General features: G+C 64.5%; 18 protein-coding genes and 1 tRNA gene. 7 read left to right on the forward strand and 12 right to left on the reverse strand.

Annotation, left to right across the window (positions count from 1 at the left end; genetic code table 11):
* Positions 1–83: 83 nt before the first annotated feature.
* Entirely contained in the window at positions 84–1,328 is a 1,245-nt protein-coding gene (locus OZ411_RS32715) for an NAD(P)/FAD-dependent oxidoreductase (protein WP_282531239.1), read from the forward strand.
* A gap of 98 nt (positions 1,329–1,426) precedes the next feature.
* On the opposite strand, the gene OZ411_RS32720 is transcribed toward OZ411_RS32715, so the two are convergent.
* The 4 genes from OZ411_RS32720 to OZ411_RS32735 are packed head-to-tail and all read right to left on the reverse strand — an operon-like array spanning position 1,427 to position 4,533.
* Complete coding sequence (locus OZ411_RS32720; RefSeq protein ID WP_282531240.1) at positions 1,427–1,834, reverse strand: thiol-disulfide oxidoreductase DCC family protein; 408 nt, start codon at positions 1,832–1,834, stop codon at positions 1,427–1,429.
* On the reverse strand, positions 1,831–3,150 hold the full coding sequence (locus OZ411_RS32725; RefSeq protein WP_282531241.1) for an SDR family oxidoreductase: 1,320 nt from the start codon (positions 3,148–3,150) through the stop codon (positions 1,831–1,833). Before OZ411_RS32725 ends, OZ411_RS32720 begins: the two co-directional genes overlap by 4 nt.
* 7 nt (positions 3,151–3,157) lie before the next feature.
* Entirely contained in the window at positions 3,158–3,625 is a 468-nt protein-coding gene (locus tag OZ411_RS32730) for a DUF2269 domain-containing protein (protein WP_282531242.1), read from the reverse strand.
* The gene (locus tag OZ411_RS32735) at positions 3,622–4,533 is read right to left on the reverse strand and encodes a dienelactone hydrolase family protein (RefSeq protein WP_282531243.1); all 912 of its coding nucleotides are present in this window, start codon (positions 4,531–4,533) and stop codon (positions 3,622–3,624) included. The genes OZ411_RS32730 and OZ411_RS32735 overlap by 4 nt, the downstream gene beginning before the upstream one ends.
* A gap of 18 nt (positions 4,534–4,551) precedes the next feature.
* Between OZ411_RS32735 and OZ411_RS32740 the strand changes: the two genes are divergently transcribed.
* From OZ411_RS32740 to OZ411_RS32755, 4 genes are all read left to right on the forward strand, one after another.
* Positions 4,552–4,686 (forward strand): hypothetical protein, encoded by a 135-nt coding sequence (locus OZ411_RS32740; RefSeq protein ID WP_282531244.1) that lies wholly within the window; start codon positions 4,552–4,554, stop codon positions 4,684–4,686.
* 119 nt (positions 4,687–4,805) lie between these two features.
* A complete protein-coding gene (locus tag OZ411_RS32745) occupies positions 4,806–5,315 on the forward strand; it encodes a GNAT family N-acetyltransferase (protein ID WP_028165189.1) in 510 nt (169 codons plus the stop codon).
* A gap of 168 nt (positions 5,316–5,483) precedes the next feature.
* A complete protein-coding gene (ppa, locus tag OZ411_RS32750) occupies positions 5,484–6,011 on the forward strand; it encodes an inorganic diphosphatase (RefSeq protein ID WP_282531245.1) in 528 nt (175 codons plus the stop codon).
* A gap of 62 nt (positions 6,012–6,073) precedes the next feature.
* The gene (locus tag OZ411_RS32755) at positions 6,074–7,555 is read left to right on the forward strand and encodes a M20 family peptidase (RefSeq protein ID WP_282531246.1); all 1,482 of its coding nucleotides are present in this window, start codon (positions 6,074–6,076) and stop codon (positions 7,553–7,555) included.
* A 146-nt stretch (positions 7,556–7,701) separates the two neighbouring features.
* Here OZ411_RS32755 and OZ411_RS32760 read toward each other — a convergent pair whose 3' ends face one another.
* Genes OZ411_RS32760 through OZ411_RS32770 form a run of 3 tightly spaced genes read right to left on the reverse strand, consistent with a single transcriptional unit; the run spans position 7,702 to position 9,232 of the window.
* Positions 7,702–8,586 (reverse strand): bifunctional methylenetetrahydrofolate dehydrogenase/methenyltetrahydrofolate cyclohydrolase, encoded by an 885-nt coding sequence (locus OZ411_RS32760; RefSeq protein ID WP_282531247.1) that lies wholly within the window; start codon positions 8,584–8,586, stop codon positions 7,702–7,704.
* 1 nt (position 8,587) lies between these two features.
* A complete protein-coding gene (locus OZ411_RS32765; protein WP_282531248.1) occupies positions 8,588–8,917 on the reverse strand; it encodes a DUF167 domain-containing protein in 330 nt (109 codons plus the stop codon).
* Positions 8,918–8,941: 24 nt separating this feature from the next.
* The gene (locus OZ411_RS32770; RefSeq protein WP_028165194.1) at positions 8,942–9,232 is read right to left on the reverse strand and encodes a YggT family protein; all 291 of its coding nucleotides are present in this window, start codon (positions 9,230–9,232) and stop codon (positions 8,942–8,944) included.
* A 180-nt stretch (positions 9,233–9,412) separates the two neighbouring features.
* Between OZ411_RS32770 and OZ411_RS32775 the strand changes: the two genes are divergently transcribed.
* Positions 9,413–9,488: transfer RNA gene (locus OZ411_RS32775), tRNA-Ala, on the forward strand.
* Between the two features lie 139 nt (positions 9,489–9,627).
* Here the strand turns inward: OZ411_RS32775 and OZ411_RS32780 are convergent.
* From OZ411_RS32780 to OZ411_RS32800, 5 genes are all read right to left on the reverse strand, one after another.
* The gene (locus OZ411_RS32780; RefSeq protein ID WP_282531249.1) at positions 9,628–10,431 is read right to left on the reverse strand and encodes a glutamine amidotransferase; all 804 of its coding nucleotides are present in this window, start codon (positions 10,429–10,431) and stop codon (positions 9,628–9,630) included.
* Between the two features lie 228 nt (positions 10,432–10,659).
* Complete coding sequence (locus tag OZ411_RS32785; protein WP_130582650.1) at positions 10,660–11,436, reverse strand: SDR family oxidoreductase; 777 nt, start codon at positions 11,434–11,436, stop codon at positions 10,660–10,662.
* Positions 11,437–11,664: 228 nt separating this feature from the next.
* The gene (locus tag OZ411_RS32790) at positions 11,665–12,168 is read right to left on the reverse strand and encodes a TerB family tellurite resistance protein (protein ID WP_282531250.1); all 504 of its coding nucleotides are present in this window, start codon (positions 12,166–12,168) and stop codon (positions 11,665–11,667) included.
* A gap of 219 nt (positions 12,169–12,387) precedes the next feature.
* Positions 12,388–13,797, reverse strand: coding sequence for an adenylate/guanylate cyclase domain-containing protein (locus OZ411_RS32795; protein ID WP_282531251.1), 1,410 nt, complete (start codon positions 13,795–13,797; stop codon positions 12,388–12,390).
* 46 nt (positions 13,798–13,843) lie between these two features.
* Positions 13,844–15,229 carry a cytochrome P450 gene (locus OZ411_RS32800; RefSeq protein WP_282531252.1) on the reverse strand — a complete coding sequence of 462 codons (1,386 nt, stop codon included), beginning with the start codon at positions 15,227–15,229 and terminating at the stop codon, positions 13,844–13,846.
* A 236-nt stretch (positions 15,230–15,465) separates the two neighbouring features.
* Here OZ411_RS32800 and OZ411_RS32805 point away from each other — a divergent pair, with 236 nt between their 5' ends.
* Positions 15,466–17,157: an MFS transporter gene (locus tag OZ411_RS32805; protein WP_282531253.1), complete on the forward strand. Its 1,692-nt coding sequence runs from the start codon at positions 15,466–15,468 to the stop codon at positions 17,155–17,157.
* The last annotated feature ends 124 nt before the right edge of the window (positions 17,158–17,281 follow it).

The raw sequence follows: 17,281 nt of genomic DNA on the forward strand, positions 1-17,281 counted from the left end.
GGAGTAGCGACTAGGGACGTTTGGCCTCTGGCGGCGTTTCCTATACGCTATTCGCCATTCGCCACTCACTATTCGCTGACTAAATGCTCCTCCCCTCCTCAGTCGACGTCGCCATCATCGGCGCTGGCGCAGCCGGCCTTGGCGCTGCCAATGCGCCGAAGGATTCCGGTCTTTCCACGATCGTGCTGGAAGCGCGCGACCGCGTCGGCGGGAGAGCGTATACGGTTCAGGCCGCGCCGGATGTCATCTTCGACGTCGGCTGCGGCTGGCTGCATTCGGCGGACAAGAACAGCTTCGTCGCCATCGCCGAACAACTGAATTTCGAGATCAACAAGACCTTGCCGCCCTGGCGCGAGCGCGCCTATGGCAAGGCGTTCCCGCAAGCCGATCGCGACGATTTCATCCGTTCGCTTGACGAATTCTATGAGCGCGCCTGGGAAGCCGCGCAAACGGGTGAGGACGCGCCCGCCAATCGCTATCTCGAGCCCGGCAACCGCTGGAATCCGATGATCGATGCGATCTCCACCTATGTGAACGGCTGCGAGCTCGACCGGGTCTCGATCCTCGACATGGAGGCTTACGAGGACACCAACATCAATTGGCGCGTGCGGCGCGGCTATGGCGCGCTGGTCGCCGCCTATGGCGCCTCATGTCCTGTCGCGCTCAACTGCAATGTCACGCTGATCGACCATTCCGGAAAACGCCTGCGCCTCGAAACGTCGCTGGGCACGCTTGCGGCCGACCATGTGATCGTGACCGTGCCGACCAATTTGATCGCGGATGAAGCGATCCGCTTTTCGCCGGCGCTGCCGGCAAAGGTCGACGCTGCGCGGGGACTGCCGCTTGGCGTCGACGACAAGGTGGTGTTGGCGCTCGCGGATGCGGAAGCATTTCCAAAGGAAGGCAATTTGCGCGGCGCCACCATGCGCACCGAAATGGGCACCTATCACATCCGTCCGTTCGGCCAGCCCTGCATCGAAGGCTTTTTCGGCGGCCGGTTTGCAAGAGAGCTGGAAGATGCCGGCGACGGCGCCTTTGCCGCGCACAGCATCGACGAAATCGCGGGCTTCCTCGGCAACGACATCCGGCGCAAGCTGACGCCGCTCACGGAATCCCGCTGGGCGCACGATCCCTTCGCCCGCGGCGCCTATTCGCACGCACTCCCCGGCCATGCAGACAAACGCGCCGTGCTGGCCGCGCCTGTCGATGGACGATTGTTCTTCGCGGGTGAAGCGACCTCGCCGAACTTCTTCTCCACCGCACATGGCGCGCGAGACAGTGGCGAGCGCGCGGCGAAGGAAGTGCTGGCGTCAAAGGCGAAGCGCTAACTGCACACTCCGTCATTGCGAGCGCAGCGAAGCAATCCATTTCACCACCTGCGGAGGCGTGGATTGCTTCGCTGCGCTCGCAATGACGGGAGAGAGCATCATTCCAATACCCGCGCCCGCGTCTCCGCATCCGGCACAAAGCAGGTGTCGTATTTGCCGAAGATGCGGTAGCGGTTGCGGGCGATGAGATTGTAGACGGCGTCGCGCGGCGGCTTTGGCACCGCGAACAGCGCTGTCGTCCAGTGCCAGCCCGGCAGGTGGCTCAGCACCGTCAGCGCGGCGTCGGATTTGAAGTACGCGATGCCGCCATGCACGACCGCGTTGGTATCAGGGTCGGTGGGATCGATGCCGAACGTTCGCGCCAGCCGCGTGCCATAGTCCGATTGGACCGGCGTGAAGCGGAAGCGGCGGTCAGAGTCGCGCGCGATGACGAAGCGGACCCAGCGCGAGCAGAAGATGCAGACGCCGTCATAGAGGATCACGTCATCGTCGGGCCACTGCATCATCGGTTATCCAGTGTTAGCAACGCCACCAGCATCAGCACGATCGCGGGTCCCGTCTTCACGAGTGCGCCGAGCGGCTCGATCCAGAGATCGGGCGTCAGGATCGCGGTGCCGATCATATAGCCGAGCGAGGCCATGATGCCCGCGATCAGACCGAAGGCGGCGGTGCGACGGAAAGCGATCAGGACGCCGATGCTCATATCCATCAGGCTGGTCAGCACCGTGAACGGCCCAACCAGCGCCGGAGGAAAGTTGTGCGCGCTCAGGATCCCGGCCGCAGCATCGTAGGAGACGAACAGCGCGATGAAGCCCGAGGCGACCCAGAACAGCACGAGGCTCGCGATCACCAGCGCCTTGATCAGGAACAGCCGCGCGAACCATTTGTCCTGGATGGTCGCCGAGCGCTGGCCGACCACCTCCGCCAGCGTCCTTGGCACGATACCCGTCGCCGCCATCCAAGCGCTGGGATCACCGGTGACGCCGCGACGGAGTTCAGCGATGGCCGTGGAGCGGAGGGGCGGCATCCAGCCAAGCCGGTTCACGAGATCGCCGAGCTTCGCACCGAGATCGATCATGAACGCGGGTGGCGTCAGGCGCGGCGTGTCGGCGGTGCCAAAGGAAAAGCGGAACTGCTTGATCACGCCGCCGAGCGTGACCGGCTGCGGCTGCATCAGGTCCCATGTGACGGCGCTCGCCGCGGGATCGGCGATATCGCGCTCGGCAAGCCAGGCGATGGTCGCGGCGATATCCTCAACCGCTATCGGCTGAAACGGCGTCGCCGCATCCTTCTGTGGCAGATCGACCGGCAGCGCCGCCAGCGCGCGCAACATCGCGCTGCCGCCATAGGCCGCCGGCGCCACCACGAAGCCGGGCCGCAGGATCGCGTAAGGAATACCCGAGTCCGCGATCAACCCCTCGGCCTCGCGCTTGGTCACGCTGAACGCGGTGTGGTCGTCCGTGGCCACGCCGGGAATCGAAATGTGCACCAGCCGCATCGCGCGGCCGCTGTCGCGGATCCCAGCCAACAGCCGTGCGACGAAATCTCTGTGCACCGCGCCGGTATCGCTGCCCGGGCCGTCCTGCAGCACGCCGAGGCAATTGACGACGATGTCGACTTCGCGCTCCCGCAACAATCGCGCCAGCGCTGCCGCATCCAGCGCCATGATCGGCAATTCCAGGTCGAGGGCGCTGACCTTCTGCGAGGGTGCAAAACGGCGCGCAATCCCGATTGTCTGGAAACCTCGCGCGCGCAAATCGTCGGTCCCGTGGCGGCCGATCAGCCCGGACGCACCGAGCACGAGAATCCTGCGGTCACTCATCTTGCCCCTAAAACGGTCTTGCAATCATCAGCCAGAGAATCAGCATCACCGAGCCGAAGCCGGGAATGCCGAACAGAAACCAGCGGCGGAACAGGGCGAAATAGCGCAGCGGCAGCCTCTCGCTTTTCTCCGCCGCCAACCTCGCGAGATCGCGCATCTCGATCTGCATGAAAATCACGGGCACCCAGAAGGCTCCTGCGACGACATAGAGCCCGAGCGAGGCAAGCAGCCAGCCCTCGGTAAGCGAAGTCGACGACATCTGCATCAACAGCCCGCCGGTCACCGGCTGCAACAATACCGCCGTCAGCGTGAATATGGCATCGGCGATCACCACCGTCGTCGCCGTGCGCGCGATGAAATCGGCATGGCCACTGCGATGCGCCATCAGCATGAAGAAGGCGATGCCCGTGCCGGTGCCGAGGATGATGATGGCGCCGAGCACATGCAGATATTTGATGAGGAAATAGAGCGTCATCGTTTCCTGACCGCAGCGGCAGGCCGCGCTCTCAGCGCGCGGTCGAGTTCTGCCGTGGCGAGCTTAACGCCATTCTCGCTTTCGGGCAGCCAATGGCCCTCGCCGCCATGGGCCGGCAGGACGTGAAAATCCACCCGCCCACCGGCCTCGCGAAACGCATCGGCAAGCTGGCGCGACAGCGCCGGCGAAAAATAACTGTCATTGGCGGCAACGAGCCATGTTACCGGCACCTTCGCACTTCGGCCGAACTCGGCCGCGGAGGCCAACAGGGTATGCGGCGCGCAAACCTGGTTCGGAAAATCATTGGCATGGCCGCCGCGTCCCGGCGCGAAGGCGATGATCGCCAAGATGCTCTTAGAGCCGCCATTGGGGCTCTCGGCGGCAAGCGCCAGCGCCCCCCAACCGCCGGCGGAATGGCCGATGACGATAGCGTGATTTTTCCAGATGAAAGGCTGGTCGCTGAGGTAATCGAGTGCGAGCCGGATCTGCCCGGCGGTGGCCCGAGCCGAGTGTGAATAATCCGCCTCGTCGCAGCCGCCCTGGTCTTCCAGGTATGTTCCGCCTGTGGCGCCATGGCCCATCCGCTCCGGCACCAGCACGGCAAAACCGCGTGCGACCAGAAAGCCGGCCAGCGCGCGGTATTCGGGCCGCGGCATCTGTGCCCGACGCAACACGTTCTGCGTCGTGGCATGCGCGCCCAACGCCAGCGGAAACGGCCCTGCGCCCGGTGGGCGTAAAAGCAGGGCGCGCGCCGGCCGCGCGGGATCGGGCGACGGCACCAGCCACTGCTGCCGCCGGTTCGGCTCACCCTCCTCGCCTTGCGCCCCCAAGACGGGTTGCGCCGGAGCTGCCCCGGAGCCGAGCGCCGCGGCAACAAGCAGCGCGAAAATCACTTTAAGTGAATGCATCCTTGGCCTGACGCGACCATGCTGGGCAAACAGGATTCGCCGAAAGACGATCTCGCGAATCAATCCCGGGCGCAGTTTTTCACGACACGCTTGCTGACCATATGTCATCAGCGTGACGCCAGCCTGCCCCCGCATCACGAACTGGCCGATTGAAGCTCGCACTGTCCTCTTTCGGTACAAGTCATTCGAAAACTGATGCAGAAAATCCACAGGTTAACCGATAATTAACGATAGAGCTTGAAGGCGGCGCGCCGACTTGCTTTGATTGGACCATGAGCACAACCCTGATAGAGGTCCGGCCGGCCAAGGTTGCGGATGCAGCCGCGGTGGCGGCTACGCATGACGAAGCCTGGCGTTCAGCCTATCAGGGCATCATCCCCGGCGCCGAATTGGAAAAGCTGATCAACCGGCGCGGTCCGCACTGGTGGGACAGTGCGATCCGCAAGGGCAGCCGCGTCAGCGTTCTGGTGTTCGGCGACAAGATCGCAGGCTACGCCAATTACGGTCGTAACCGCGCCCGCAGCCTGCACTTCGAAGGCGAGATCTACGAACTCTATCTGCGGCCGGAATTCCAGGGCCTCGGCTTCGGCCGCCGCCTGTTCAACGCCGCCCGCCGCGACCTCGCGCAGAGCGGGCTGAAGAGCATGGTGGTCTGGGCACTGTCCGACAACGATCCGGCCACGGAGTTTTATCGCGCGCTTGGCGGCCGCATGGTGGCGCGCTCCTCCGAAAGGTTCGGGCCGAAATCGCTCGACAAGGTCGCTTTTGCCTGGACCAACTGAGGCTGGGGGCGTCTCCGGGACGGCGCGACGGGCGCGCGTCAACCAATGGCCCAAAAATCCATCATTTTTCCTCGAAAGTTAGATGGATGGGCGGGCCCAGCCCGCGTATGACAGCAGCAATCACTGGTCCTGCCCGGCGCACCTGCACTGGCAATCACGGAGTTATCTATGCGTATTGATGCGGTATCGATCGGAGTGAATCCGCCGCATGACGTCAACGTCATCATCGAAGTGCCGGTCGGCGGCGAGCCGATCAAGTATGAAATGGACAAGGAAGCCGGCACGCTGGTGGTCGACCGCTTCCTCTATACGCCGATGCGCTATCCCGGCAATTACGGCTTCATCCCACACACGCTGTCCGACGACGGCGACCCGTGCGACGTCCTGATCGTCAACACCCGCGCCATCGTACCGGGCGCGGTGATGAGCGTGCGGCCGGTCGGCGTGCTCCTGATGGAGGACGAAGCCGGCGGTGACGAGAAGATCCTCGCTGTACCCTCGTCGAAGCTCACCCAGCGCTACGACAAGGTGAAGAACTACAGCGACCTTCCCCAGATCACGCTGGACCAGATCCAGCATTTCTTCGAGCACTACAAGGATCTCGAGAAAGGCAAATGGGTGAAGCTGCTGCGCTGGGGCGATGCCGAAGAAGCGCGCAGGCTGATCACCGAAGGGATCGCACGGGCGAAGAAATAAACACCTGATCCCGTACGCGCAGCGCGGCGCCTCCGGGGCATGGGAGTGTCGAGGGGGAACGATTGCGCCGGCTCATCAAGATCATCGGCAAGGCCCTGCTGCTCCTGGTTGCAGCGGCTCTCGTCCTTGCCGGTGTGCTCGCCTTCAATGTGTTCAGTCGCGGCTCGCGGCAGCTCCAGGTCGCTGCCATCCCGCGCGAAGCCATTGATGCGGAAGCCGCCGCCACCCGGCTGGCCGAGGCGATCCGCTTCAAGACGATCTCGAGCTTCGAGAAGCCCGAGCAGCATGCCCAGGCGCTCCACGGCATGCAGGCGCATATCGAGAAAAGCTTCCCGACGTTTCATGCCGCGGCCAAGCGCGAGGTCATCGCCGGCCTGAGCCTGCTCTACACCTGGGAAGGCAGCGATCCGCGGGCACAGCCGATCGCCCTGCTCGCGCATCAGGACGTGGTGCCGGTCGCGCCCGGCACCGACAAGGACTGGCAGCAGCCACCCTATGACGGCGTGATTGCCGACGGGTATATCTGGGGCCGCGGCTCCTGGGACGACAAGGGCAACCTCTATTCGATGCTGGAGGCCGCCGAGGCGCTGGCGAAAGCAGGCTTTCAGCCGAAGCGGACGATCTATTTCGCCTTCGGCCATGATGAGGAGGTCGCGGGCACCCGCGGCGCGAAGGTGATCGCCGCGACACTCGCCTCGCGCGGGATCAAGCTCGACTTCGTGCTCGACGAGGGCCTGCTCATCACCGACGGCATTATGAAAGGGCTTGCCAAGCCGGCTGCCCTGATCGGCGTCGCGGAAAAAGGCTATGCCACGCTGGTGCTGTCGGCGCAGGCGACGCCCGGCCACTCCTCGATGCCGCCGCGCGAGACCGCGATCGGCATGATGAGCGCGGCGCTCACAAGGCTCGAGGATCACCGCCTGCCGATGCAGATCCGCGCCACGGTGTCGGAGATGTTCGACACGCTGGCGCCCGAGATGAACGGCGTCAACCGCGTGATCCTGTCGAATCTCTGGCTGTTCAAGCCGCTGCTCCTGCGCGAATTCGCGAAGACCGGACCGACGGAAGCGATGGTCCGCACCACTACCGCGCTCACCATCTTCAATGCCGGCGACAAGGACAATGTGCTGCCCGGCCGCGCCGAGGCGACCGTCAATTTCCGCCTGCTTCCCGGCGACACCCAGGCGAGCGTGACCGATCATGTCCGCTCCACCATCGGCAACGATCGCATCTCGATCAAGCCGTTCCCCGGCAACACCGATCCGCCGCCGGTGAGCGGCACGGCCGGCGCGTCCTACCAGACGCTCAACCGCACCATCCGCGAGATTTATCCTGACGTCATCGTCGCGCCCGGCCTGATGATCGCCGCGACCGATTCGCGGCACTATGCCGGGATCACCGACAACATCTTCCGCTTCTCCCCGGTACGCGCCAACAGCGAGGACCTGAAGCGCTTCCACGGCACCAACGAACGCCTCAGCATCGAGGGCTATGCCGACATGATCCGGTTCTATCAGCGATTCATCGAGAACAGCGCGGGATAAGCATCCCAGCCGTCATTCCGGGGCGATGCGAAGCATCGAGCTATGATGTGCAATTGCACATCAGAGAATCCATCGAGCCGCATGCGCCGGAGGAGAAATGGATTCCGGGCTCGCGCTGCGCGCGCCCCGGAATGACAGGGTTTGCCTCAAACCCCCGGCGCCGGCAGTTTGGCGATGGCGCAAGCCGCGCGGAGTGTGTTCACCAAAAGGCACGCCACGGTCATCTGCCCGACGCCGCCCGGCACCGGCGTGATCGCGCCGGCGACCTTGAGCGCCTCCTGATAGGCGACGTCGCCGACCAGCCGCGGCTTGCCGCCCTCTACCGGAATGCGGTTGATGCCGACATCGATCACGGTCGCGCCCGGCTTGATCCAGTCGCCGCGCACCATCTCGGGCCTGCCGACCGCCGCATAGAGCAGGTCGGCGCCGGCAGCGAGCTTCGGCAGATCGCGCGAGCGCGAATGCGCGATCGTCACCGTCGCATTCTCGTTCAGGAGCAACTGCACCAACGGACGCCCGACCAGGTTGGAACGGCCGATCACGAGCGCATTCATGCCTTCGAGCGAGGCATGCACGCTCTTGGTCAGGATGATGCAGCCGAGCGGCGTGCAGGGCGACAGCGCGGCAAAGCCGCCGGCGAGCCGCCCGGCATTGTTCGGATGCAGGCCATCGACGTCCTTGGCCGGATCGATGGCATTGATGATGGTTTCGGTGTGAATCGATTTCGGCAGCGGCAGTTGCACCAGGATGCCGTGCACCGCCGGGTCGCGGTTGAGCTTGCCGATCAGCGCCAGCAAATCGGCCTGCGCGACGTCGGCCGGCAGCTTGTGCTCGAACGAAGCCATGCCGGCAGCCTGCGTCTGCGTGTGCTTGCTGCGGACATAGACCTCGCTCGCGGGATCATTGCCGACCAGGACAACGGCCAGCCCCGGTACGAGCCCATGCTCGCGCTTGACGCGGGCAACCTCTTCCGCGACGCGTGCGCGGAGGTCGGCTGCAATGGCTTTTCCGTCGATGATGTGAGCCGTCATCTCAGTCCTTCGCGTTGAATGCGGTCAGTTGACGCAAGGTCTCGCCGAGCTGTCGCGGATCGCCCTCGATCGCCACCTGTTTGAGCCGCGACGTGGCGCCCGAGAGGATCTTCACCCGTCCCTTGGGCACGGCCAGCGCCTTGGCGAGCAGTTCCGTCACCGCCCGATTGGCCGCGCCGCCGTCGGCAATGGCGCGGACCCGGACCTTCACCACGCTGCGGCCGTCGGACAGCGTCTCGATGCCATCGATGTCGTCGCGGCCGCCGCGAGGCGTCACGCGCAGTGCGACGCTGATGCCATCGGTGGAATAGCGCCAAGGGAGCTGTGCCAAGGGTCGCTCACCGGCCGAAGGCGCTCAGATCACGTTGGGATAGACGTAGTACATGATCACCCGCTCGATGAACATGATGAGCAGGATCACGATGATCGGCGAGATATCGAGCCCGCCCAGATTCGGCATGATCTTCCGGATCGGCGCCAGCACCGGTTCCGTGATCCGGTACAGGAACTCGGCCACCGCGGATACGAACTGGTTACGCGTGTTCACGACATTGAACGCGACCAGCCACGACAGGATGGCAGCGGCGATCAGGAGCCAGACATAGAGGTCAAGGACAATGATGACGATGTCGAGAATGGCGCGCATGTGGTGGGGGCTCGCGGGTGGGACAGTGAGCTAAATATCGGTTCGCCCCTGCACAAACAAGGGAACTTCCGGACCAAGGTGGCCAAAAACCGGGCGTTTACTGTTCTTGACTTGGGCTTGGGCCGGACGGTAAATGGCGCCGATTGCCGGCCGCATTGCTCAGCACGGACCGGTCTGGACGGGGCCATAGCTCAGCTGGGAGAGCGCATCGTTCGCAATGATGAGGTCGGCGGTTCGATCCCGCCTGGCTCCACCACGCTTCGCCCTTCGGGCTACGCGTGGCGCAGCCGCGCAGAGCCCGAGGGGCGAAGCGTGGTGCCCGGCGAAGCCCAACGGGCGAAGACGGGCTTTTTGTCCACGAACTAACCTGCCAGCCGGCGCCGTTCGCGCACCCCCTACTCCGCAGCCTCCGACATCGCCGCCATCGGCACCCGCGCCAGCCAGTCATCCATGAAATGCTTCAGCCACGCCCGCTCGACCGCGTCATAGACGGCGCGGTCGGCAAAATGCTGATGGCGTGGGCGCGCGCCGGGCGAATCCAGGCGGTCGCCGCCGCGCGTGGTCCAGCAATGCATCATCGCGTAGGTGACGTCAGGATGGAACTGGAAGCCGAAGGCGTGTCCGTACCTGAACGCCTGCACCGGAAAGTCGCCGCCCTCGGCGAGAAGCTCGGCGCCGTCAGGCAGTTCGAATCCCTCGCGGTGCCAGTGATAGACCTGCTGCGGCCAATAGGGGCAAAGCGCGCGGCCTGCTTCGGTCGGGCGGATCGGATAATAGCCGATCTCGGCGCGGCCTTCCGGATGCGGCGCGACGCTCGCGCCGAGCTGCTTGGCGAGCATCTGGGCCCCCAAGCAGATGCCGAGAAACGGCCGTTGCTCGCGCAGCGGAATCTCGATCCAGTCGATCTCCCGCCGCACAAAATCGTCGCCATCATTGGCGCTCATCGGGCCGCCGAAGATGATGGCGCCCGCGTGCTCGTCAAGCGTCTCGGGAAGCGCATCGCCAAACCGCGGGCGGCGGATATCCAGGGGATGGCCGAGCGCGCACAAGGCGTTGCCGACGCGGCCGGGCTTGGAAGTCTCCTGGTGCAGGACGATCAGGACCGGCAGCAGGGAGGCAGGTCCGGTTGGGGTGACGGCCGCGCGCCTTCCACCGGGGAAAGGCAGCACGACATTGGCTTTTTCAGACCGTGACGACATCGACCTCAAGCGGCATGCAGCAAAGCTGGCAGCATACCTAAGCGATTCTTAATTTCGGGTGAGTTCACGCCAACTCATCGAAAATTTGAAAGCAAATCGCGGGCCAGATTGGAGCGTTTTCGAGCGAAGTGGACACCGGTTCGCATAGCAATCAAGTTTACGCAGATTGCGTAGACTTATCTGCGAAGAAAACGCGTCCAAACAAGAATCTGGCGCCCTCGATCTGCGTCAGCGCCGGCGCAACTGGAAACCGCCGACTGCCGTCAGGATGAAGGAGCGTGGGAAAAATCGGAGCAGGAGCGGCACGAACTTGATGAGGCCGGGAAGCACCGCGCGCTTGTTCGCCATCAAGCCGCCATAGGCCTGTCGCGCGACCTCCGCCGCCGAGACGTTGAGGATCGCGGAGTCAAATCCCGGCGCGAACCCGGCGCGGGCCTGGAATTCCGTCGGCACCGGCCCCGGACAGACCAGGGTGACACGGACGCCGTGCGGCTCGAGCTCCTTGCGTAGCGCCTCCGTGAACGACAGCACATAGGCCTTGGAAGCGTAATAGACCGCCATGCCCGGCCCCGGCAGGAAGCCCGCGATCGAACCGACATTGAGGATGCCGCCGCGATGGCGGATCAGCGAATCGGCAAATCGCAGCGACAGATCGGTCAGCGCGCGGATGTTGACGTTGATGATGTTGAGCTGGTCGGCCCGGTCGCGCTTGTTCGCGTAGCCGAACACGCCGAAGCCAGCATTGTTGACGACATATTCGACCTCGACGCCGGCCTCGGCCAGCGCGGTGGCGATCTTGTCGCCGGCATCTGACTGCTCGAGGTCGCAGGGAATCACGATCGCCGCCGCGCCGCCCTTGGCGGCGATTTCACTGGCGAGCGCCGTGAGGCGATCGGTGCGGCGCGCCACCAACGCCACACGATGACCGTTGGATGCGAAAACTCGCGCCAGCTCGGCGCCTATACCCGCCGATGCACCGGTAATCAGCGTCACACACTCGGTCACGATCGAATGCTCTTAATGAATCACAGGGCCCGTTACGAACGGCCGGACGAGAGCATAGGCTTGTGGTCGGGCGCAAGCCACCCGCGGGCATATCCGCATGCAGCGCCGGCCGCGTTCGCGATCGGAATGCATCATTTTTGGGGCTTATCGCGCAACCGGCCGGTTTGCGCGATGCACATTAAAGTTTCGTCATCTGCACGCTGAAGCGAACAGCCCGCGAACGCCGTGTCAGATTGCCGCGTCGGCAACGCCCCAGGGACCCCGGGGCAGGCTCGCCTGCTTTTCGGCTACGCGGCGCTTCAGATCGATGCGATCGCGCGAGGAAACACCCAGGAGATCCGCCGCGCGCCACACCACGTTGTCCTCGAACTCGCTGACCTGGCCGTCGGCATAAACCAGCTCCCACATCATCTCGACGATGCGCAGGCGGCCCTCTTCGTTGACCTGCCGCATGATGACGCTCGTGAAATGATAGAGATCGACCGCCTCGCCTTCGATCCGCGTTGCGGAAGCGATCAATTTGTCCGCGGTGCCGCGATCGAGTCCAAAGCGGCTTTCGATCAGGCTGTGCAGTTTGCGCTTCTCGTTCGCGCTCGGCTCGCCGTCGATCGAGACGACGTGGACGAGCAGCGCAGTGGCGGCAAGACGATAATCATTGTCATCGAACGCCCGATCCGCTTGCGCATCGGGCGACACAATATCGGCAATGAATTGGCGAAGTCCGTCAAGCATCAACGCCTCTATCGATTGACAGTGGATGGGACCTATATGGCGTGGAAACCTGACCCGCGCAATCGCGCCGGTTCTGCGGCCTGCATTACGTTTAGGCAATCTGCGCGCCGGTAAGGCCAAGTTCGCCGTCATTGCGAGCGGAGCGAAGCAATCCATCTCACCACTTGCGGAGGCATGGATTGCTTCGCTTTGCTCGCAATGACGGTTGAAGTCGGCCGCTCAGGGTATCTCGTACACCACCATCTTGTCGGCGATTCCGCGCAGTGCCGCTTCCTTCTGGATCGGCCGGATCTCCGCGTTCTTCAGAATGGAGAGCACTTCCGGCGAATCGATCACCGGCGCAGTGATATGAATTTCCTGCTGAGTCGACAGGCTCTGCACACGTGCGGCGATGTTGACGGTCTGGCCGAAATAATCCTGGCGCTCGTTGAGCATCACTGCGAGGCACGGGCCTTCGTGAATTCCGATCTTGACGATCAGGTCCTCCTTGCCGCGCTCGTCGTTGAGCCGCTTCATCGCCGCGCGCATGCGTAGGCCGGCAGCGAGCGCATGTTCAGGCTTGATGAAGGTCGCCATCACGGCATCGCCGATGGTCTTCACCACGGCGCCGTGCTCCGAGGCGATGATATCGAGCAGCGCATGGAAATGCGCACGCACGAGATCGAAAGCGGCGAGGTCGCCGACCCGCTCATAAAGCGCGGTCGAGCCCTTGAGATCCGTGAACAGGAAAGTCAGCGAGGTGATCTTCAATCGCTGGTCGACGTTGAGATTGTCAGCCTTGAAGACGTCACGGAAGGTCTGGTTGCTCAGCATCCGCTTCGCGGTGAGGATCGGCTTGCGCCTGCCCAGCATCTGATGCAGCGCGTCGCCGGCAATCCAGACCGATGGCAGCACGCGGACGCCGGCCTGATTTTCCAGCGAAAGTCGCAACGGCCCTGGTCGCAGCACCGTCGTGCCTGTCGGTGCCTTCAGCTTGTTGTAGACGATTGAAAGCTGCTGGCGATCGGTGGTCGGCTCGCCCTGAATGTCAATGAAGTGGGCCGAATGCGTCACCGGCTCGAACACGATGACGTACTGGTTGGGCAAGTTCAGCGACAGGATCGCCTTCTCGCCGGCCGGCAGTTCGAGCGCCTCGAGCGTCGCTTCGTTGATCAGGCGCGAAAACGATTCGTCGTTGATGTCGACACCCGAACTCCAGAACATCTGCCGCACATATTCCCAGATCGGCAGCGTGTTGGGATCATGCGCGCCGATGCGGCGGACTCGTGGGCTGACGGTGAAGGCGACCTCGACCATTTCGTCGACCGAAGCCTCGTAGCCGGCGGCGCAGAGCGCGCAATTATAATCGTCGTGACGCAGCGATTTCAGCGTCGAGTGCGCATCGAGCACCCCGCCGCAGCCAGGACACAGCACGTTCCAGCTCATGTCGAACAGGCCGAGCCGTGACGAGTGGAGGAAACCGGAAATGACCTTTTCCTCGTCGAGCCCGGTACGCCCGGCGAAGTCCAATAGGTTGATGCGGTTGAGATCGCGGTCATGGCCATCGGCAATCAGCCGCGCGATTTCGTCAACGACGGCCGGATCGGCCGTTTGTTTCAACACTGCGAACTGGGCCTGCGTATCGCTCATGGCGGAACCTTAGATGAGATGACCCGCGCCGGAACGCAAGGTCTGGTTATCTCGGCTTGATCGTAAACATCGGCGAGCGGTCGGGCTGGGTCGTCACGACCCCGACCGGCATCACCGGCTGCCGGTCGACCAGCGAGACACGGAACGCGCCGATCAGTTTCGCCAGCGCCAGCGTCGCCTCGACCATTGCGAAATGCGCGCCGATGCAGACCCGTGCACCGACGCCGAACGGCAGATAGGCAAAGCGATCGGGCGGCGTGCCGGCCATGAAGCGCGACGGCACGAACGCCGCCGGATCGTGCCAGAGCTTCTCATGCCGGTGCAGCAGCCACGGCGCGATCAGCACCACGTCGTGCTTTTTCACGGGCATGTCGGCGATCGTATCCGCCCCCGCCGCGGCGCGCGCGATCAGGAAGGCCGGCGGATAGAGCCGCATGGTCTCCTCGATGACGGCGCGGGTGAACTTCAGCCGCTCGATCTCGAGCCCACCGCCTGCGGCGACCGCCTTCACCTCGGCGGCGAGATCCTCCTGCGTCGCCGGATCGAGCGAAAGCAGATAGAGCGCCCAGAACAGCGCGGTTGCCGTCGTCTCATGGCCGGCAAGGATCATGGTCGCGATCTCGTCGCCGAGCTGCGCGTCGGTGAAGGCCTGCCCGGTCTCGGGGTCGCGTGCCGCAACCATGAGGTCGAACAGATCGCGCGGCGGCGCATCGCTTGTCTTGCCGGCGGCACGGCGCTCCGCCATCATCATGGCGACAAAGCCGGTCCAGCGCTTGCGAAAGCGGGCGCGCGCAAAATCCTGCGGGCTCGGCCAGCTCAATGGCAGCAGCATGTCGAGGAAGCGCGGCCGCGCCAGCCGCTCGCCATATTCCATGACGAAATCGCGCAAGGTGCCGCCATGGCGATCCATGCCGAACGAAAACATGGTGCGGCCCGCGATCTCGAGCGTCATCCGCTGCATCGTCTCGCGAAGGTCCACCGGACCATGGCTGGCGGCCTTGAGCTTTCCGATGGTCTCGTCGGTCACGGCGACCATGTGCGGCACCAGCGTCGTGATCGCGCGCGGCGTGAAGGCCGGCGCGAGCGTGCGGCGCTGGTGTTTCCAGGCGCGGCCTTCGGCGATCAGGAGACCTTCGCCGAGCATCGGGCGCAACACCCGGAAGGCGGTCGGCGTGCGCGTATAATTCTCGTAATTGTCGACCAGCACATGCCTGATCGCATCCGGCGTGTTGAGGATGAAGCTGCTGCGGCCGAAGAAGCGGCCGCGGACGATCTCCTCCTCATAGGCGCGCTGGCTCCAGCTTTCGATCGGGCTGCGGCTGATCAGGGTCATGCGCCTGAAGGCGGACAAGTCGTCCGGCGCGCGCGGGGGACAGGGCGGCACCAGCCGCTTCCGCGCAACCGGCAGGTCGTAGACTTCGGCTATGCTCATGGTGCTGCTCCAGTCTCGATCCACCCAGTCTACGCTCTCCATCCGGGGGTGATGAAGCCGTCTTCGGGGAGAGTTCGCCGAACACGCGCATTTGTTACCTCGCCGCCCGCTCCTCGCTCCCGAGCCGGGTTTTTGCGGAATGGAAATGACAGCATGACGACTGGACAATACGGGCGTTTGACGGGCATCACTCGGCTGCCGGAATCAGGCAGCCAACAGAGGACCACGGAACCACCATGACAGCATCGCCGCGACGCCCGAGCCCTGCCTCCGACGGCATCTTGGGGCCGCTTCGGCATTCAGTGTTCCGGCGCATCTGGCTGGCGAGCCTGCTCTCCAACCTCGGGATCCTGATCCAGGGCGTCGGCGCCGCCTGGGCGATGACGCAGATGACATCTGCGGCCGACAAGGTGGCGCTGGTGCAGACCGCCCTGATGCTGCCGGTCATGCTGATCTCGATGCCGGCCGGCGCCATTGCCGACATGCACGACCGCCGGGTCGTGGCGATGGTGTCGCTTCTGATCGCGCTGGCCGGCGCCACGGTTCTGACCGCGCTGGCGTGGCTCGACCTGGTGACGCCGAATATCCTGCTCGCGCTCTGTTTCATCGTCGGCAGCGGCATGGCGCTGTTCGGACCGGCCTGGCAGTCCTCGGTCAACGAGCAGGTGCCGCCCGAAACGCTGCCCGCCGCGGTGGCGCTGAACGGCATCAGCTACAACATCGCCCGCAGCTTCGGGCCGGCGATCGGCGGCATCGTGGTCGCAGCCGCGGGCGCGGTAGCCGCCTTTGCGCTCAACGCCCTGTTCTATCTGCCGCTCCTGATCGTGCTGTTCCTCTGGGACCGCGTCAGCGAGCCGTCGCGGCTGCCGCGCGAGCGGCTCAACCGCGCCATCGTCTCGGGCATGCGCTACATCAATCATTCGCCGTCGATCAAGATCGTGCTGACGCGCACGCTGGTCACCGGCATCATCGGCGGCTCGGTCTCCGCGCTGATGCCGCTGGTGGCGCGCGACCTGTTGCATGGCGGCGCGCAGACCTACGGCATCATGCTCGGCGCCTTCGGCATGGGCGCGGTGCTCGGCGCCCTCAATATCGGCGAGGTGCGCAAGCGGATGAGCGGCGAGGCGGCGGTGCGCGTCTGCGCCATCTCGATGGCGGGCGCGATCGCCGCGGTTGCGATCAGCAAGCTGCCGGTGGTGACCGCGGCGGCGCTGGTGCTGGCCGGCGCGGTCTGGATGATGGCGATCGCGCTGTTCAATATCGGCGTGCAACTCTCGGCGCCGCGCTGGGTCGCCGGCCGCTCGCTGGCGGCGTTCCAGGCTGCAATCGCGGGCGGAATCGCGATCGGAAGCTGGGGCTGGGGCCACCTTACCGATGTCGCCGGCGTCGAGATCGCGCTCCTGGTCTCCGCGGGGCTGATGCTGCTGTCACCGCTGCTTGGCCTGTGGCTCCGGATGCCGCCGGTCGGCGCTCGCAACGAGGACGCCACCGAAATGCTCGCGGATCCCGAGGTCCGCATGCTGCTCACGCCGCGCAGCGGGCCGCTGGTGGTCGAGATCGAGTACCGCGTCGCACAAGAGAACGCGCGCGCCTTCCACAACGTGATGCTGGAGGTGCAGCTCAGCCGGCAGCGCAACGGCGCTTATGGCTGGTCGATCGCGCGCGACATCGCCGATCCCGAATTGTGGACCGAGCGCTATCACTGCCCGACCTGGCTCGATTACTTGCGCCAGCGCAACCGCGCCACCCAGTCCGAGCGCGAACTGCATCTGAAAGCGATCGCCTTCCATCTCGGCCCCGATCCGATACGGGTGCGCCGCATGCTGGAGCGTCCGTTCGGCTCGGTGCGCTGGAAGGACGAGACGCCCGACCCCGGAGCCACCGAAGTATTGCCCGTCGTCGCGACCGCAGCCGGCAGCAGCACCTGACTGCCCTGGTCCTCGTAGCCCGGGTGAAGCGTCAGCGTAACCCGGGACCGCTCGAGCATGATCCGGAAAAGTGGAGACCGGTTTTCCGAAAAAGATCATGCTCAAACAAAGAGCTAGAGCGGGA

The organism is Bradyrhizobium sp. Arg237L, from assembly GCF_029990105.1.
In the GTDB taxonomy this organism is placed as follows: domain Bacteria; phylum Pseudomonadota; class Alphaproteobacteria; order Rhizobiales; family Xanthobacteraceae; genus Bradyrhizobium.

Bases quoted from the DNA above. Each gene is read 5' to 3' on its own strand.
- OZ411_RS32715 (WP_282531239.1), top strand. From the start codon at position 84: ATGCTCCTCCCCTCCTCAGTCGACGTCGCCATCATCGGCGCTGGCGCA.
- OZ411_RS32720 (WP_282531240.1), bottom strand. From the start codon at position 1,834: ATGATGCAGTGGCCCGACGATGACGTGATCCTCTATGACGGCGTCTGC.
- OZ411_RS32725 (WP_282531241.1), bottom strand. From the start codon at position 3,150: ATGAGTGACCGCAGGATTCTCGTGCTCGGTGCGTCCGGGCTGATCGGC.
- OZ411_RS32730 (WP_282531242.1), bottom strand. From the start codon at position 3,625: ATGACGCTCTATTTCCTCATCAAATATCTGCATGTGCTCGGCGCCATC.
- OZ411_RS32735 (WP_282531243.1), bottom strand. From the start codon at position 4,533: ATGCATTCACTTAAAGTGATTTTCGCGCTGCTTGTTGCCGCGGCGCTC.
- OZ411_RS32740 (WP_282531244.1), top strand. From the start codon at position 4,552: ATGCTGGGCAAACAGGATTCGCCGAAAGACGATCTCGCGAATCAATCC.
- OZ411_RS32745 (WP_028165189.1), top strand. From the start codon at position 4,806: ATGAGCACAACCCTGATAGAGGTCCGGCCGGCCAAGGTTGCGGATGCA.
- ppa (WP_282531245.1), top strand. From the start codon at position 5,484: ATGCGTATTGATGCGGTATCGATCGGAGTGAATCCGCCGCATGACGTC.
- OZ411_RS32760 (WP_282531247.1), bottom strand. From the start codon at position 8,586: ATGACGGCTCACATCATCGACGGAAAAGCCATTGCAGCCGACCTCCGC.
- OZ411_RS32770 (WP_028165194.1), bottom strand. From the start codon at position 9,232: ATGCGCGCCATTCTCGACATCGTCATCATTGTCCTTGACCTCTATGTC.
- OZ411_RS32780 (WP_282531249.1), bottom strand. From the start codon at position 10,431: ATGTCGTCACGGTCTGAAAAAGCCAATGTCGTGCTGCCTTTCCCCGGT.
- OZ411_RS32790 (WP_282531250.1), bottom strand. From the start codon at position 12,168: ATGCTTGACGGACTTCGCCAATTCATTGCCGATATTGTGTCGCCCGAT.
- OZ411_RS32795 (WP_282531251.1), bottom strand. From the start codon at position 13,797: ATGAGCGATACGCAGGCCCAGTTCGCAGTGTTGAAACAAACGGCCGAT.
- OZ411_RS32800 (WP_282531252.1), bottom strand. From the start codon at position 15,229: ATGAGCATAGCCGAAGTCTACGACCTGCCGGTTGCGCGGAAGCGGCTG.
- OZ411_RS32805 (WP_282531253.1), top strand. From the start codon at position 15,466: ATGACAGCATCGCCGCGACGCCCGAGCCCTGCCTCCGACGGCATCTTG.